Source organism: Xanthomonas sp. BRIP62409 (genome assembly GCF_003992965.1).
GTDB lineage: Bacteria > Pseudomonadota > Gammaproteobacteria > Xanthomonadales > Xanthomonadaceae > Xanthomonas > Xanthomonas euroxanthea.
The window spans coordinates 200,994-215,048 of the sequence record NZ_QEZJ01000015.1; the positions used below are offsets into that span (position 1 = coordinate 200,994).

Genomic DNA, 14,055 nt, shown 5'->3' on the forward strand with positions numbered 1-14,055 from the left:
GCTGGGCGGGTGCGGACGCTTGGCGCATACTTTCGCGGATCGATTTGGGGACTTGCCGTGGATGACCGCGCCTTGCTGGCCAAACTTGCGAGCGGCCGGCTATCCGGCGATGCGTTGGCGCGCGATGCCGGGTTGACCCGTGCGGCGGTGTGGAAGCGGATCCAGAATCTGCGCGCGGCCGGGGTCGAGATCGAAGGGCGGGCCGGGGACGGCTACCGCCTGGCGGCGCCGCTGGACCTGCTGGACGACGCGCGCATTCGTGCGGCGATGGCGGCCGATGCGCTGGCAGGCCTGGCTGCGCTGGAGATCGCCTGGACCCTGGAATCCACCAACACCAGCTTGCTGGCGCGCCCGGCGCCGGCGCAGGGCGTGGCGGTGCTGCTGGCCGAGCGGCAGACCGGCGGGCGCGGCCGGCGTGGGCGTCAATGGACCTCGCCACTGGGTGCGCACATCTATCTGTCGGCCTCGCGCCGTTTCAGCGGCGGATTGGGCCAGCTGGCCGGGCTCAGCCTGGCCGTGGGCGTGGCGGTGGCCGAGGCCTTGCGTGAATGCGGCTTTGCCGATGTCGGGCTGAAATGGCCCAACGATCTGCTGGCGCGCGAGCGCAAGCTGGGCGGCCTGCTGATCGAAGGCGGCGGCGAAATGGCCGGCAACGCGCGCGCGGTGATCGGGCTGGGTTTGAACGTGCATATGCCGGCCGCCGCGGCCGTTGCGATCGATCAACCGTGGGTGGATCTGGATACGCTGGCCGGCCACGCGGTGTCGCGCGATACCGTGGTGGCGGCGGTGGTGTCGGCGCTGCTGCCGGCGCTGGCGCTGTTCGAAGCGCAGGGGCTGGCGCCGTTCCTGGGCCGCTATGCGGCCCTGGACGCCTTGCGCGGCCGCGCGGTGCAGGTCGAGGAAGCCGGCACCCGGCATCATGGCACTGCGCTTGGCCTGGCAGCCGACGGCGCGTTGCGGGTGCAACTGGGCGAGACGGTGCGGCTGTTCCACTCCGGAGAAGTGAGCGTGAGACCTGCATGAGCGAGTGGTTGTTCGACCTGGGGAATTCGCGGTTCAAGTACGCACCGCTGCAGGGCGACCGCGCAGGCGATGTGCAGGCCTGGCCGCACGGTGCCGAGGCGATGGATGCGGCCGCATTGGCCGCATTGCCCACCGGGCGCATTGCGCACGTGGCCAGCGTGGCCGCGCCGGCATTGACGCAGCGCATGCTGGGCTGCCTGCGCGAGCGCTTCGAACAGGTGCGCATCGTGCGGACCGTGGCCGAATGCGCCGGCATTCGCATCGCCTACGCAGACCCGAGCCGTTTCGGGGTGGATCGCTTCCTCGCGCTGTTGGGCGCACGCGGCGACGCACCGGTGCTGGTGGCCGGCGTGGGCACCGCGCTGACCATCGATGTACTGGGCGCCGACGGACAGCACCACGGCGGGCGGATCGCTGCCTCGCCGACCACCATGCGCGAAGCGCTGCATGCGCGCGCAGTGCAGTTGCCGGCCAGCGGCGGGGCCTATGTCGAGCTGGCCGACGACACCGACGACGCGTTGGCCTCCGGCTGCGATGGCGCCGCGGTGGCGCTGATCGAACGCAGCCTGCAGCATGCCCAACGCAGCCTGGGCGTGCCGGTGCGGCTGCTGGTGCACGGGGGCGGTGCGCCGCCGTTGCTGCCGCTGTTGCCCGATGCCAGCTTCCGCGTGGCGTTGGTGCTGGACGGGCTGGCGACCTGGGCCAGGGCTGCGTCGGCAGCTTGAACGCGCGAGCCGCGCGCTCGCACGGCCTCGCAGCGGGTGCGGCCGGTAGACGGAACCGGCCGGCCGCGCCGGTGCACTGCGCCCACGAGCCCTGCCCTCGGCGGCGGATCGACGAGCACTCGTGCGTTGTGACCGCCCCCGCTTAGAATCCTTGGCATGTATGTGCGCGCACTCATCGTTGTTCTGATCGTCCTCAATGCCGGTGTGGCGTTGTGGTGGGCGTTGCAGCCGCCACCGGCAGCCGTGGCTGCACCGCCGCAGCCGGCCGGTGTGGCGCGTCTGGAAGTACTGCCGAGCACGGCGACAGCCGCGGCGGCTGCGGGGTCAGGCGAGGCAGGCACCGCAGCGGCGGCGTCGGGCGCTGCGCCGACCGCACCATCGGATGCGCCGGCACCGGCATCGCCTGAGACATTGACGACCGCACCAGCGGCGGCAGCTTCCTCGACAGCTGCGGCTACGGCGAAGGTGGCCGCCACGTCGCAGTCATCGGCACAGGCGCCATCACCAGCACCGGCCAAGCCCGCTCCGTCGCCGGCCGAGCGTGCCGCGGCAGCGCCGATCAACGCTTCGCCGGCGGTGCCCGCTCCGGCCGCTGCGCCGGAGCGCTGTGCCAGCCTGGGGCCGTATGCGGCGCGCGCCGAGGCCGATGCCGCGCTGGCACGCTTGCGTGGCCAGGCCACGCGCACCCGCGTGCGCGAGGACCAGGACGCCGGGGTCAGTACGTACCGGGTGATGCTGCCCAATGTCGGCGACCGTGCGGCGGCGCAGGCGTTGGTCAAGCGCATCGCCGCCGCCGGCATTGGCGACTATTACGTGATTGCCCAGGGTGAGGACACCAGCATCGCGCTGGGCCAGTACCAGAGTCGCGAACGTGCCGAGCGACGTCAGGCCAGCCTGGTCGGCGCGGGATTTCCGGCGCAGCTGCTGCCCAGCGGCAACGGGCAATCGCGCTGGTGGATCGATGTGCGCAGCACGGCCGCAATCGGGACATTGCAGGGCACCGCAGGCGCAACGCGTCAGCGGTCGCTAGATTGCACCACGCTGCGCTAGAATGCGCACCGGCGCGCAACGCGCTTGGCCTTTGCCGGCATAGCTCAGTTGGTAGAGCAACCGCCTTGTAAGCGGTAGGTCCCCAGTTCGAATCCGGGTGCCGGCACCACGAAGGTCCTTCGTGCTCTCCCGCAATCTGTGCATGTAGCTCGGTGCTGGCTGCCCGTCAGCGCCCCGGAGCGCGTCTTCCCGGGTTCGACCGGTCGAGAACAGATCCCTGCACGCAGCCCGCCAATCACTGCGCGGTTGCGTTTGCCTGCGCGTGGTTCGCGCAGCACCTCAGGCCGGGCGACCGGCCGACAGCAGCAACAGCGTGGCCTTGTCGGCGTCGGCGGCGTCGCTACGCAGGCGGTCGGCCAGTGCGGCGACGACGATGGCGTGGGCCTGGCGGAGCACGCTGTCCGCATCGGCACTGGCGTCCACGACGTGCTTCCCCGGCAGCTGCAGCTGCGCAAAGATGCTGCGGCAGCGTTCCAGGTTGTCCTGGGTCTCGAAGTGATTGGGCGCATCGCCGCGGGCGCGGATACGCGCCAGCCCGGTGGGCGGGGGCAGGTCGAGCAGCAGCAGCACGTCCGGGCGCGGCGCGAAGGCGTTGCGTTCCAGCAGATCGTCCAGCGGCAGGCCGGCAGCGCCCTGGTAGGCGACCATCGAGGGGAAATACCGGTCCAGGATCACGATGTCGCCGCGTGCCAGCGCCGGTGCGATCAGGGTATCCACGTGCTCGTGGCGGTCGCGGATCAGCAACTCGGCTTCTTCGTCCGCGCGCAGGCGGCCGGTGGCGGCGGACTGGCGCAGCTGGGTGCCCCAGGGGCCGTTGGTCGGCTCCTTGCTCAGCACCACGCGCGCGCCGGCCGCTTCCAGCGTGGTGGCCAGGCTGCGGGCGAGGGTGGTCTTGCCGGCGCCGTCGATGCCTTCGATCGCGATCAGCAGACCGCCGGGCTTCAGTTCGAGTGTCATCGCGCTACTTTATCCGATCATGGTGCTGGATCAGCACTTGCGCAGCGGCATCGACCTCGGCCTGCAATCGCCGATCCCGGTGGGTCAGGTATCTGCTGCGTCTATCTGCTGCGTCCACCGATGGGCGTTGATGCCGCACATCGCTGCGTGCGTGAAACGGCGGGACGACTGGTGTGTCCAACGCGTCGCCGGGCGTGCCTTGCAACCGCCGGTTGCGTGCGCGGCTGGCGACCGGCCGCCAGCGCTATTGCCCATGCCGTATCGCCGGTATGTCCTGCGCGATGTCGGGAATGTCCCGATGCCCTGGTTTCCGACCGTGCGCCATACTGAACAAGTCAGGCAGCGCGCTCGAAGGTATGACGTTCGCGTCGCGTGCCTGGCATCAAGGAAGATGGACGCGTCGCCGCCACCCTAGAGGCGGCATCCCCCGCGTGACGCCCCTCAGGCACCGTCGTGACCGGATTCCTTGTTTTGTCTCGCGCCTCGTCTTGTCTTTGCGCCGCCCGCCTCGGCATGCGCCAGGCGCGTGGCCGGTCAGCTGGTTGCCGAGGTGTAACGATAGGACAGCAGCGACTTCACCAGGAACGTGATCTGGGTGGCTGAGCGCGCATCCACGCGCATGACCGGGATGCGGAAGCCTTCGGCCACCAATGCGTCGCGGAACGGCGGCAGCAAAAAGTCCTGCATTTCGTCGGTCATGGTGATGCCCACCGCCAGGCTTGCCGCAGGTGCGATCTGCGAAAACTCGCGCAGCAAGGCCACGGTGGCATCGCGCATCTGCGGATCACGCGCGCTGACCAGCACGATCACGCCCAAGGCGCCGTCGCACACCAGCGGCCACATGAAATCCAGGTACTTCTGCCCCGGCACGCCGTAGACGTGCAGCAACTCGCCGTCTTCCAGTTCGATCGAGCTGTAGTCCAGCGCGACCGTGGTGTAGGTCTTGTCGCCGTAGGCATCCTGGCTGAGCGGCATCTCGGTGCTGACCGGCTCCACGTCGGAAATGGCACGCACGGCAGTGGTCTTGCCGGCGCCCATGCCGCCAACGAACACCAGTTTGTTGGCCGGAAGACTCATGACTGCGCCTGAAAGAGAGAGAGGCCAAAGCGACGTGCGACCCAGGAGAGAAACCGGGAGTTGCTGCTGTCCGGGCGGGGCTGCGTTGCAGGCACGGGAATCTCCGCGGTCTGGGCAAGGCCGCTGGCGAGTGCCGCGGCGAACAGGCATTCCACCGTTTGCAGCGGTAGCTTGCAAGCCTTGGCCAGCGCCTGCGGGCGCCACGGACGCGCATGCAGGTGGGCAACGGCCAGCAGCCGCGCCGGCGAACTGGTCTCGGCGCTCAGCTCCGGCCATTGGCGCAACTGCAACGCGTGGCTGGGTTCGACCGCCGGCAGCGCGGGGCGCAGGTGCTCGGGCAGGGCGAAATACAGCGCCTCGAACGAAAGACGTTGGGTCAATGCGCTATCGGCGGTGTCCGGTACGACCTGCCAGCCGGGGCGATCCAGTGCGGCGACCAGCTCCGGCAACGCAATGCCGGCGGGAAGCTGCACGCAGCCGTTGGCCGGATCCACGCGCACCTGCAGGTGTGCATGGCGCAACAGCACCGCAGTGGTACCGAACTCGCCGCGGCAATGGCGGACCAGCAATGCCGGCTCGGCGACCTGCGCGTGATCGGAGGACGACAGCAGTAGGCGCATCTGTTCGTTGAGTTCGCGCACGGTGGCGCCGTGCTTGAGCCATGCTCCGCCCACCGGTGTCCGCGACACCACCAGCACACGCACGGGTTGCCCCTGCAATGCCTGCCAGGCGGCCAGGCCGTCGGCGCTTTCCAGCCCCAGCACCACCACCTCGGCGGTATGTTGCGGCCATTGCCCCAGCTGCACGTCGATGCGTTCGGCCAGCAACAACGAGCACGCCAGTTTCAGGCGCGTGGTGTGCAGCAGGTCCAGGCCGGCCGTGGCGACCCGCATGGCGTGAATGGGTGTGGTCATGACAGGGCGCCGCGTCGGCGCTTTGAAAGTGCGGTGCCTGCCGGGACAAGCCGGCAGGCCGGGCAGGCGACGCGTGCGCGCCGCCGGTGTGGCATCAACCGAAGTCCAGGGTCTTTTCGAACGCCTTGAGCTCGTGGCGGGCCATGGCCAGATTGGCCTTGGCGCGATCCAGCACGACGTACAGGAACAAGGTGCCGTTGCTCTCCAGCGGACGCAGCAGGTGGTACTGACGCGCCAGGGTGATCAGGATGTCTTCGATGGTGTCGTTCAGACCGAGCTGCTCGGCGATACGGCGCTTGGCACGCACCACTTCGGTATTGCCGGCCGCGGCAAGTTCCAGGTTGAGATCGGTGCCGCCGGTCATGCCCAGCGCCATGCCGCTGTCGCTATCGACCAGGGCGGCGCCGACGAAGCCGGCGATCGAATGCAGGTGTTCCAGATTGAGTTTTGACACGGGTCGTCCTTACGAGCGATGAGAAATGGGTGCGCTGGCACAAGCACGAACAATGCCAAACGCTCAGTTCGCCGGCTGCGCCAGCGCCGCAGCCAGACGGCCGGCGCAGTCGCGCGCGTTGAACAACAGCGCCGCGGCATTGATGTCGTTGCCGCCCACCGCAGTGAGCGTCAATGGTCTGTCGGCGCGAATGCGGATCAGCACCAGCTGCCCGCCACGCGTACTGATGGTGGCGTAGTCGGCTTCGCTCAGGCTGGATTCGCGCGCCAGCGTCTCGCCCAGGGTCAGGAACGAATTGGCCATGGCCGCCAGACGGCGACCGTCCACATCCAGGCTGGAGTGTTCGGCGATGGCACGCCCGTCGGCGGTGGACAGCATCAACAGGCGGATGCCCCGCTCGCGCTCGATGGTCTGCGCGAACTCGCGCCCGATGCGCTGCAGATCGTAGTGATGCGACGCCCGCGCGATCTCGCCCACGGCAGCCTTGACGACCTGGTTGACGGCGTTATGCGGCATGAAATCCTCCCCTGTACGAAACGCGCTGCGCGATGAAGGACCCTGTCGATGACACCGGGTCCCGCGCTGGCGGGCGAACAGTAGCATCGGCACGTTTTGTCATCGTCATAGCACCCTCAATGTCTTAACTGTGCGGTCAGGCAAGCACATTCGGCAAAGCGCGAATACGCCACAAACTGCCCAACCACGTCACCTGAAGCGGCCGTCGGGACGCCGTTGCCGCCCCAAGCGGACGCGGCCGATGGCGCTGGTTCGCCGGGCTGCATCACGCCGACGCGGCGGTGTTGCGCCTGCTGCCCGAGCCGGTTCGACGACTGCCCGCTACGCACTATCGGCCGCACTTTCGATTGCTGCAGTGGCAGATGCGATTGCGTGATGGGACGCACGGCGTGCGTCGTGCGTCGTGCTGCGCTGCCGCGCGTCAGCGCGCGAGCCGGCGACTAGACTGCAGCGCTTTCTCGATGCTGGAGCAATGCATGGCGACGCAGTACGTGCCGGTTTCCCTGATTGGCGTTCCCACCGACATCGGTGCCGGCCACCGTGGTGCGCGGATGGGGCCGGAGGCGCTGCGCATCGCCGGGTTGCAGGAGGCCTTGATCGGCCGCGGCGTGGAGGTGAGCGATCTGGGCAATCTGGATGGGCCGCGCAATCCCTGGCAGGCCCCGCAGGCCGGCTACCGGCACCTGGACGAAGTGGTGGCCTGGAACCAGGCGCTGATGGAGGCCAGCTATGCGCAGCTGCGTGCCGGGCGCATGCCGATCATGCTTGGTGGCGACCACTGCCTGGGCATCGGTTCGATCACCGCCGTGGCCAGGTACTGCCGCGAACAGCAACGCCCGTTGCGGGTGCTGTGGCTGGATGCGCACTCGGACTTCAATACCAGCGAGGTGACGCCGTCGGGCAATGTGCACGGCATGCCGGTGGCCTGCCTGTGCGGGCTGGGTCCGCAGGCGTTGACCCACCTGGGCGGCAGTGCGCCGGCGCTGCTGCCCGAGCAGGTGCGGCAGATCGGCATCCGTTCGGTGGACCCGGAGGAGAAACGCCTGATCAAGCAGCACCGCATCGATGTCTATGACATGCGCTACATCGACGAGGCCGGCATGAAGCGCACCATGGAGACCGCCTTGCAGGGCATGAGCGAGGACACCCATCTGCATGTGAGCTTCGATGTGGATTTCCTGGACCCGAGCATCGCGCCAGGCGTGGGCACCACCGTGCCGGGGGGACCCAACTACCGCGAGGCGCAGCTGGTGATGGAGATGATCGCCGATACCGGGCGCATGGGGTCGCTGGACATTGTCGAGCTCAACCCGGTGCTGGACAACCGCAATGCCACCGCGGAGCTGGCGGTGGATCTGGTCGAGAGCCTGTTCGGCAAGTCGACACTGATGCGAGATTGATCGATCGCTGAACGCAGCACGCCACGTTCACATCAAATCCACGGCCGCGCAGTCAGATTTGTCGCCAGAGATGGTGCGTCTGCACCGAACGCAGAACTGAGGAAGACCGATGAAGCGACTGCTGACACTGATGGTACTGGGCCTGTTTTCGGCCGGCGTGATGACTGGCTGCAACACCATGGCTGGCGCCGGCAAGGATATGCAGGGCGCGGGCGAGAAGGTCGAGAAGAAGGCCGACAATTGCAGTGACGGTAAGTGCTGATCCTTGAGTTTTGTTTGATCGTTGTTTGATTTGATTGATCTGCGGCAAGCCGCCGCTTTACCCACGAAGGAGTCTGTTATGAAGCGTGCAATTGTGCTGCTGGTGCTGTCGGTGTTGTCGGTCGGTATGCTGTCGGGTTGCAACACCGTCGCAGGTGCCGGCAAGGACGTGCAGGGCGCTGGCGAGAAGGTGGAAGACGCTGCGCGCAAGTAATCGAGCGCTGCATGCAGAAAGAACGGGCCGCAAGGCCCGTTTTTTTGTCCGACGTTCTGCGCACGCAGGGCTGCGATGAGGCGTGAGGGCACAGCCGATGCGAACAAGGTGCGCCGCAAGCGCAGGCCACCGTTCAGTGCGGTGAGTACGGGTTTGACGGCTTTTGATCCGCGGCGAACGGGGCCAGGGGCAAGCTGCGCATACGGTCAATCGCGGCCGCATCAGCGGAGTCGACGCAATGAATACTGACATCATTTCCGGCAAGTGGACCCAGCTCAAGGGCAAGGCGCAGGCCAAGTGGGGCGACCTCACTGACGACGATTTCAAGGTGGCCGAAGGCAATGCCGAGTATCTGCAGGGCAAGCTCCAGGAGCGCTATGGCTGGGACCGCGATCGTGCCCAGACCGAGGTGCGCGCTTTCGAGAAGTCGCTGCGCGACGACACCTGACGGTGTCGCTTCACTGCGTCCAGCCACTGCGGTGAGACAGTGGTGACGGTACATTGCACACGACGGGCCGCCTGATGCGGCCCGTTGCGCGTCTGCCGCCGGCGCAGGCGGCAGCAGGCATCCAACGCGGTTGCGTCCATGCCAGGGGCGCGGAACCGCTAAACTTGCGTGCTGACTCCCTGGCCTTACGCAGATGACCACTCGCGTCCTTACCGGCATCACCACCTCCGGCACCCCGCATCTGGGCAATTACGTCGGTGCAATCCGCCCGGCCATCCAGGCCAGTGCGGCGGCCGATGCGGAGAGCTTCTACTTCCTGGCCGACCTGCACAGCCTGATCAAGGCGCAGGACCCGGCGCGGACGCAGCGCTCCACGCTGGAGATCGCCGCCAGCTGGCTGGCCTGCGGCCTGGACCCGGAAACGGTGTGGTTCTATCGCCAGTCCGATGTGCCGGAGACCACCGAGTTGCTGTGGTTGCTGACCTGCGTGGCCGGCAAGGGCATCCTCAACCGTGCGCATGCCTACAAGGCGGCGGTGGACAAGAATCGCGCCGATGGCGAGGACGAGGACGCGGGCGTGACCGCCGGCTTGTTCATGTATCCGGTGCTGATGGCCGCAGACATCCTGATCTTCAACGCGCACAAGGTGCCGGTGGGACGCGACCAGATCCAGCATATCGAGATGGCGCGCGATTTCGCCCAGCGCTTCAACCACGTGTATGGCCGCGACTTCTTCACCCTGCCCGAGGCGGTGATCGATGAGCAGGTCTCGACCTTGCCGGGTCTGGATGGCCGCAAGATGAGCAAGAGCTATGGCAACACGATTCCGCTGTTCGCCCCGCGCGAGGAACTGCGCAAGCTGGTGTTCTCCATCCTCACCGATTCGCGCGCACCGGGCCAGGCCAAGGACACGCAGGGGTCGGCATTGTTCCAGTTGTACCAGGCCTTTGCCACGCCGCAGGAAACGGCCGCCTTTGCGCAGGCCTTTGCCGATGGCATCGGCTGGGGCGATGCCAAGCAGCAGCTGTTCGAGCGGATCGATCAGGAGATCGCACCGCTGCGCACGCGCTATGACGCGTTGATGGCCGAGCCGAGCAAGATCGAGGCGATTCTGCGCGCCGGTGGCGCACGTCTGCGCGCACGCTACGCCACGCCGTTCCTGGCCGAGCTGCGTGCTGCGGTGGGCCTGCGCGACCTGTCCAGTCAGGGCGATGCGGCCGCGCCGGCGGTGGGCGAGAAGAGCGCACCGCCGGTGTTCAAGCAGTACCGCGAGAGCGATGGGCAGTTCTATTTCAAGTTGACCGATGGCGCGGGCGCGTTGCTGCTGCACAGCGATGGCTTCGCCTCGCCACGCGATGCGGGCCAGCTGATCGCGCGGCTGAAACAGGCCGAGCAGGGCAGCGACCTGCAATTGCCGGGCGTGCATGCGCAGGTGGAGGCGGAGTTGATCCTGGCGGCGCTGCGCGTGTTGCGCGAGGCGTAACGACATGCGTGGAACCCATGGCTAGACTGGGGCCTCTCGCATAGCCGTGGAGGAGCAATGACAGCGATTGCCGATTCCAGCATCCAGACCATCGACACCGGCTTTGGCGGTGTGCAGTTCGATGCGGCGTACCTGATCGTCGAGGCGCAACGGGGTGCCTTCGTCGATTGCGGCACTTCGCTGTCGGTGCCGCAGATGCTGGCCGCGTTGCAGTCGGCCGGGCTGACGCCTGCGCAGGTGGACTGGCTGATCCTGACCCATGTGCATCTGGATCACGCCGGCGGTGCGGGTGCCTTGCTGCAGCACCTGCCCAATGCGCGGGTACTGGTGCATCCGCGCGGCGCGCCGCACATGATCGATCCGACCCGGCTGATTGCCGGTGCCACGGCGGTGTACGGCGAGGCGGAAATGGCGCGCAGCTACGGCGCGATCGTGCCGGTACCGGCCGAGCGCGTGGTGGAAGCGGCCGATGGACAGACCGTGATGCTGGGCGAGCGCGCGCTGCGCACCATCGAGACGCCCGGCCACGCGCGGCATCATCTGTGCGTGTGGGATGCGCGCAGCCGCAGCTGGTTCACTGGCGACACCTTCGGCCTGTCGTATCGCCAGCTCGACAGCGCGCAAGGCGCCTTCATCCTGCCGACCTCCTCGCCGGTGCAGTTCGAGCCGGAGGCGATGCTGCAGTCGATCGCGCGGCTGATGGAGGCCGCGCCGCAGGCGATGTATCTCACCCATTACGGCCGGGTCGAATCGCCGGCACCGCTGGCGCAGGCGCTGGTCGAGCAGATCCATGCGATGACCGCCATCGCGCTGGCGTGCGCGCAGCGCGCCGATCGCCATCGCTGCATGGTGGAGGCGCTGACCGACCTGTATCTGCAGCGCGCCCGCCTGCACGGCTGCCGCCTGGACGATGCGCGCGTGGCGCAGTTGCTGGGTACCGATATCGAACTCAACGCGCAGGGCCTGGCCTGCTGGCTGGACCGCGCGACGCGTACGAATTAGCGCGCCTGGAGCGGGTAACGCCTCACCAGGCGAACGCTGTAGCGAGTCGTAGCCTCGCGTGGCTGCAGTCAAAGACCGAGTCAGTCGAGCGTGCGGCGCCCTCAGTGCTTGCGGGACACGCCGTGACCCCGTCCGTGGAGGCTCGGTGGCGGCATCCATGCCGCCACACGGTCCCGCAAGCGGCCAGGACACCGCACCAGACCGTTTGCAGGTTGCTTTCTTGAGAATGTGTTGCCTGGCCTGCGGTGGCAGGCGAGAGGTTGCAGGTTGCGTATGCAAGGCGTGCCTGCTGTCCCGTGGCGGGCGCGCGCTTGTAAACTGTGTGTCATCTATCTGTTGCAAGGCCACGCCGTGAATCCGATGCGCATCCTGTTGTTGTCCGCCTGCCTGTTCGTGGGAGGCGTGGCGCAGGCCGCCAACGATCTGCCCGGTGGCGGCATCGATGCCGAAGCGCTGTCGCGGCATGTGCGCCTGCTGGCATCGGATGAGTTCGAGGGCCGTGCGCCGGCCAGTGCCGGCGAGCAGCGCACGGTCGATTACCTGGTCGAGCAGTTCAAGGCCGGCGGCCTGCAGTCGGGTGGCGAGCAGGGCGGCTGGACCCAGGCGGTGCCCTTGGTACGCGCGCAGGTGGACGGCCCGGTGCGCGCCAGCCTGCGTGTCGGCGGCAAGACCCAGGCGCTGCTCAATGGTAGCGATGTGACCTTGCAGAGCCTGCGTCCGCAGGCCGCGGTGCGCTTGAAGAATGCACCGCTGGTGTTCGTGGGCTACGGCATCAGCGCGCCGGAGCGGCAGTGGGACGACTACAAGGGCGTGGACCTGCGCGGCAAGATCGCGGTGGTGCTGATCAACGATGCCGACTTTGAATCCAGCCAGCCGGGCGCCTTCGATGGCAAGGCGGTGACCTATTACGGTCGCTGGACCTACAAGTACGAAGAGGCCGCGCGTCGCGGTGCCGCCGGCGTGCTGATCGTGCACGAGACCGCACCGGCCGCGTACGGCTGGGCGACGGTGCAGAGTTCGGGCCTGTCGCCGTTGTTCGATATCGAACGCAGCGACGCCGATGCAAAGGCGCAGCACGTACCGGTGCGTGGCTGGATGCAGCAGGCATTGGCGGCGTCGCTGTTCCAGCGCGCCGGGCTGGATTTTGCGCAGGCCAAGCAGCGTGCGCAGCAGCGCGATTTCGTACCGATGGCGTTGGGCGATGCGACGCTGTCGGTGGACTTCAAGCTCAAGCGCGAGCGCGTGGTCACGCACAACGTGGTGGCCAAGCTCACCGGCAGCCAGCATCCGGACGAGACGGTGATCTTCTCCGCGCACTGGGATGCGTTCGGCGTGGGCAAGGCCGATGCCGGCGGCGACACGGTGCGGCGTGGCGCGGTGGACAACGCCACCGGCGTGGCCAGCGTGCTGGAGCTGGCACGCGTGTTTGCCGCCGGCCCCAAGCCGCAGCGCACGCTGTACTTCATCGCGTTGACGGCGGAAGAGAAGGGCCTGCTCGGCGCCAATTACTACGCCGCCCATCCGCTGGCGCCGTTGGACAAGACCGTGGCGGTGCTCAACATGGAAATGTTCAGCCCCGATGGCCCCACCCGCGATATCGCCTCGTGGGGACGCGGACGGGTGTCGCTGGAAGGCGATCTGGAAACCGCGGCAAAGGCGCGCGGCCGCAGCTATTCGCCGGACCCGAATCTGGAAGCGGGCTTCTTCTACCGCGCCGACCATTTCGCCTTTGCGCGCATGGGCGTGCCGGCGATCACCGCAGGGCCCGGTCTGGACATGCTCGAAGGCGGCGTGGCGGCCGGCAAGGCGCTGCGCGACAAGTATTTTGCCGAATGCTATCACCAGCCCTGCGACCGCTGGACCCCGCAATGGGACGCCAGCGGCCACGCGGCCGACACCACCCTGGTCTACGACGTGGGCGTGGCGCTGGCCAACGGCCGGCAGTGGCCGAGCTGGCAGGACGGTTCGGAGTTCAAGGCGATCCGCGCCAGCAGCGATGCCGCGCGCAAGTAAGGCCAGCGGTGTTCAAACGCCTGGTGCGTCCAAGCCGGCGCGCCGAGTGATTCGAGCGGCGCATGTGCACCACATCCGGCCATTGCATGGCGGTGCGTCGAGCTGGCTTCTGGCGACCGCCCGCTACTTGCGGCACGGATAGCGCTTGGCCAGCGCCTGTACGATCAATGCGGGTGCGGCCTCATCCAGGCGCGCATCCGGCAGCGCGCCGATATCGGCGATGATCGCCTGCAGATCCGGCGGGCCGCTTTTGCCGGCCGGCATGCACCAGTGCGTGCGGTAGCTGCTGCTGGCGACGCCGAGCAGGTAGGCGCCGGCGCGGTTCGCCGAGAGCATGACCTTGAGTTCGGTTTGTTCGGGCGCGATTTCCGGCGCCAACGAACCGTCCAGCCCGGCCTCGAGCAGTTTGCGCCCGCTGGGTTCCCAGGGTTCGGGGACGCGCGCAGACGCACTGGCCGATAGCACGGTCAGGGCGGCAAAGGTCAACCAGGTGACGTGACGCTGCATGGGCACTCCGA

General features: G+C 67.7%; 16 protein-coding genes and 1 tRNA gene. 11 read left to right on the forward strand and 6 right to left on the reverse strand.

Going from position 1 to position 14,055, the window contains the following annotated elements; genetic code table 11:
* Window positions 1-9 precede the first annotated feature (9 nt).
* The 4 genes from birA (at window position 10) to EO170_RS05410 (ending at window position 2,907) form a co-directional block, all read left to right on the forward strand.
* Entirely contained in the window at window positions 10-1,023 is a 1,014-nt protein-coding gene (gene birA / locus EO170_RS05395) for a bifunctional biotin--[acetyl-CoA-carboxylase] ligase/biotin operon repressor BirA (RefSeq protein WP_343134520.1), read from the forward strand.
* Window positions 1,020-1,748 (forward strand): type III pantothenate kinase, encoded by a 729-nt coding sequence (locus EO170_RS05400; RefSeq protein WP_126943077.1) that lies wholly within the window; start codon window positions 1,020-1,022, stop codon window positions 1,746-1,748. Before birA ends, EO170_RS05400 begins: the two co-directional genes overlap by 4 nt.
* A gap of 156 nt (window positions 1,749-1,904) precedes the next feature.
* Window positions 1,905-2,798, forward strand: a complete 894-nt coding sequence (locus EO170_RS05405) for an SPOR domain-containing protein (protein WP_126943080.1) — start codon at window positions 1,905-1,907, stop codon at window positions 2,796-2,798.
* A gap of 33 nt (window positions 2,799-2,831) precedes the next feature.
* A tRNA-Thr gene (locus EO170_RS05410) sits at window positions 2,832-2,907 on the forward strand.
* Between the two features lie 170 nt (window positions 2,908-3,077).
* Here the strand turns inward: EO170_RS05410 and tmk are convergent.
* From tmk to EO170_RS05435, 5 genes are all read right to left on the reverse strand, one after another.
* Window positions 3,078-3,755, reverse strand: coding sequence for a dTMP kinase (gene tmk / locus EO170_RS05415; RefSeq protein WP_126943083.1), 678 nt, complete (start codon window positions 3,753-3,755; stop codon window positions 3,078-3,080).
* Window positions 3,756-4,289: 534 nt separating this feature from the next.
* Window positions 4,290-4,832, reverse strand: coding sequence for a GTPase (locus EO170_RS05420; RefSeq protein ID WP_016904520.1), 543 nt, complete (start codon window positions 4,830-4,832; stop codon window positions 4,290-4,292).
* The gene (locus EO170_RS05425) at window positions 4,829-5,746 is read right to left on the reverse strand and encodes a hypothetical protein (RefSeq protein ID WP_126943086.1); all 918 of its coding nucleotides are present in this window, start codon (window positions 5,744-5,746) and stop codon (window positions 4,829-4,831) included. Before EO170_RS05425 ends, EO170_RS05420 begins: the two co-directional genes overlap by 4 nt.
* Window positions 5,747-5,840: 94 nt before the next feature.
* Window positions 5,841-6,200 (reverse strand): hypothetical protein, encoded by a 360-nt coding sequence (locus tag EO170_RS05430; RefSeq protein ID WP_016904518.1) that lies wholly within the window; start codon window positions 6,198-6,200, stop codon window positions 5,841-5,843.
* A gap of 63 nt (window positions 6,201-6,263) precedes the next feature.
* Window positions 6,264-6,716 carry a roadblock/LC7 domain-containing protein gene (locus EO170_RS05435; protein WP_126943089.1) on the reverse strand — a complete coding sequence of 151 codons (453 nt, stop codon included), beginning with the start codon at window positions 6,714-6,716 and terminating at the stop codon, window positions 6,264-6,266.
* 476 nt (window positions 6,717-7,192) lie between these two features.
* Between EO170_RS05435 and rocF the strand changes: the two genes are divergently transcribed.
* From rocF to EO170_RS05475, 7 genes are all read left to right on the forward strand, one after another.
* The gene (rocF, locus tag EO170_RS05440) at window positions 7,193-8,116 is read left to right on the forward strand and encodes an arginase (RefSeq protein WP_126943092.1); all 924 of its coding nucleotides are present in this window, start codon (window positions 7,193-7,195) and stop codon (window positions 8,114-8,116) included.
* Window positions 8,117-8,225: 109 nt separating this feature from the next.
* Window positions 8,226-8,378, forward strand: a complete 153-nt coding sequence (locus EO170_RS05445) for an entericidin A/B family lipoprotein (protein WP_006451340.1) — start codon at window positions 8,226-8,228, stop codon at window positions 8,376-8,378.
* Between the two features lie 78 nt (window positions 8,379-8,456).
* Complete coding sequence (locus EO170_RS05450) at window positions 8,457-8,591, forward strand: entericidin A/B family lipoprotein (RefSeq protein WP_016904515.1); 135 nt, start codon at window positions 8,457-8,459, stop codon at window positions 8,589-8,591.
* A gap of 238 nt (window positions 8,592-8,829) precedes the next feature.
* Window positions 8,830-9,039, forward strand: coding sequence for a CsbD family protein (locus tag EO170_RS05455; protein ID WP_016904514.1), 210 nt, complete (start codon window positions 8,830-8,832; stop codon window positions 9,037-9,039).
* A 193-nt stretch (window positions 9,040-9,232) separates the two neighbouring features.
* Window positions 9,233-10,522 (forward strand): tryptophan--tRNA ligase, encoded by a 1,290-nt coding sequence (locus tag EO170_RS05460; protein WP_126943095.1) that lies wholly within the window; start codon window positions 9,233-9,235, stop codon window positions 10,520-10,522.
* A gap of 57 nt (window positions 10,523-10,579) precedes the next feature.
* Window positions 10,580-11,524: an MBL fold metallo-hydrolase gene (locus EO170_RS05465; RefSeq protein WP_104584250.1), complete on the forward strand. Its 945-nt coding sequence runs from the start codon at window positions 10,580-10,582 to the stop codon at window positions 11,522-11,524.
* A gap of 318 nt (window positions 11,525-11,842) precedes the next feature.
* A complete protein-coding gene (locus EO170_RS05475; protein WP_164740923.1) occupies window positions 11,843-13,537 on the forward strand; it encodes a M28 family metallopeptidase in 1,695 nt (564 codons plus the stop codon).
* Window positions 13,538-13,660: 123 nt separating this feature from the next.
* On the opposite strand, the gene EO170_RS05480 is transcribed toward EO170_RS05475, so the two are convergent.
* Window positions 13,661-14,044 carry a Rap1a/Tai family immunity protein gene (locus EO170_RS05480; RefSeq protein ID WP_232087887.1) on the reverse strand — a complete coding sequence of 128 codons (384 nt, stop codon included), beginning with the start codon at window positions 14,042-14,044 and terminating at the stop codon, window positions 13,661-13,663.
* Window positions 14,045-14,055: the final 11 nt, after the last annotated feature.